An 859-nucleotide genomic window follows, 5' to 3' on the forward strand; every position below is an offset into this window, starting at 1 on the left:
CGCCCTGACCCAAGCTATTTGGACTTAACCACGCCGCACACGCTTGGTTATATCCGCTATGCCACGGTCAACCGTATTACTCAAAAATTCCCACGTCATAAGCTAGCCGACGATGGGCAAGATTTTGACCCAACTCAACCTATCGTGACGCCAAGCATCATCAATATTGAGCTGATTGCGCTTTATATGGATTTACGTGATGCAGGGATTGTTGAGAACGTTGAGAACTACAAAGAAGCGCTCTACTGCGAGCGAGATAAGAATGACCGCAACCGCGTTAACGTGATTGCAAGTCCCGATCTTGTTAACCAGTTCCGCGTCTTTGCGATGATGAACCAGTTTGTGCTGTAAGGAGAGAACGTGAGCATTTTAGGTATCGTAACAATCCGTGTTAACGGTAAAGCAATTCAATCTACGGGCGGCGCAGAGCTTGACCTTGGCGGTAAAGAACGCGAAGCCGTTGTGGGTGGTGGTCGCGTTCTTGGCTCTAAGGCAACTTATAAGGCACCTAACCTCTCGGTAAAAGTGGCCGTTGATGCCAATACCAACTTCAACGAGCTGCAAGAGTTAACAGATGCCACGGTCGATTTTGAAGCCGACTCAGGCCATCGTTTTTTGTTAAACCGAGCATTTAGAACAAGCACCATCAAAATCTCTGAGTCTGATGGTTCTTACAACTTTGATATGTCAGCGTACACAGCGGAGCAAGTCTAATGGCAGCAATAAAATTTAAACTCGATCATGGTATTAAAACCGATAAAACCACGCACTTTGAAGTAGAGCTGCGTGAGCTAACGGCTGGCGATATCCTCGAAGCGGAAGAAGAAGCGGAAAAGCTAGTCAATGCTGGCTCAGCTCA

At 47.1% G+C, this 859-nt stretch carries 3 protein-coding genes; all 3 read left to right on the plus strand.

Annotated elements, in window-relative coordinates; all coding sequences use genetic code 11:
- A partial coding sequence (locus tag RH88_RS17765; protein WP_005598592.1) for a phage tail sheath C-terminal domain-containing protein occupies positions 1 to 351 on the plus strand: 351 nt, incomplete at its 5' end.
- 9 nt (positions 352 to 360) lie between these two features.
- Entirely contained in the window at positions 361 to 714 is a 354-nt protein-coding gene (locus RH88_RS17770; RefSeq protein WP_005598593.1) for a phage tail tube protein, read from the plus strand.
- Positions 714 to 859: phage tail assembly protein (locus tag RH88_RS24140; RefSeq protein ID WP_005598594.1), on the plus strand; the 146-nt coding region annotated here is incomplete at its 3' end. The genes RH88_RS17770 and RH88_RS24140, both read left to right, overlap by 1 nt.

This window comes from Vibrio scophthalmi LMG 19158, assembly GCF_000222585.1.
Classification (GTDB): Bacteria; Pseudomonadota; Gammaproteobacteria; order Enterobacterales; family Vibrionaceae; genus Vibrio; species Vibrio scophthalmi.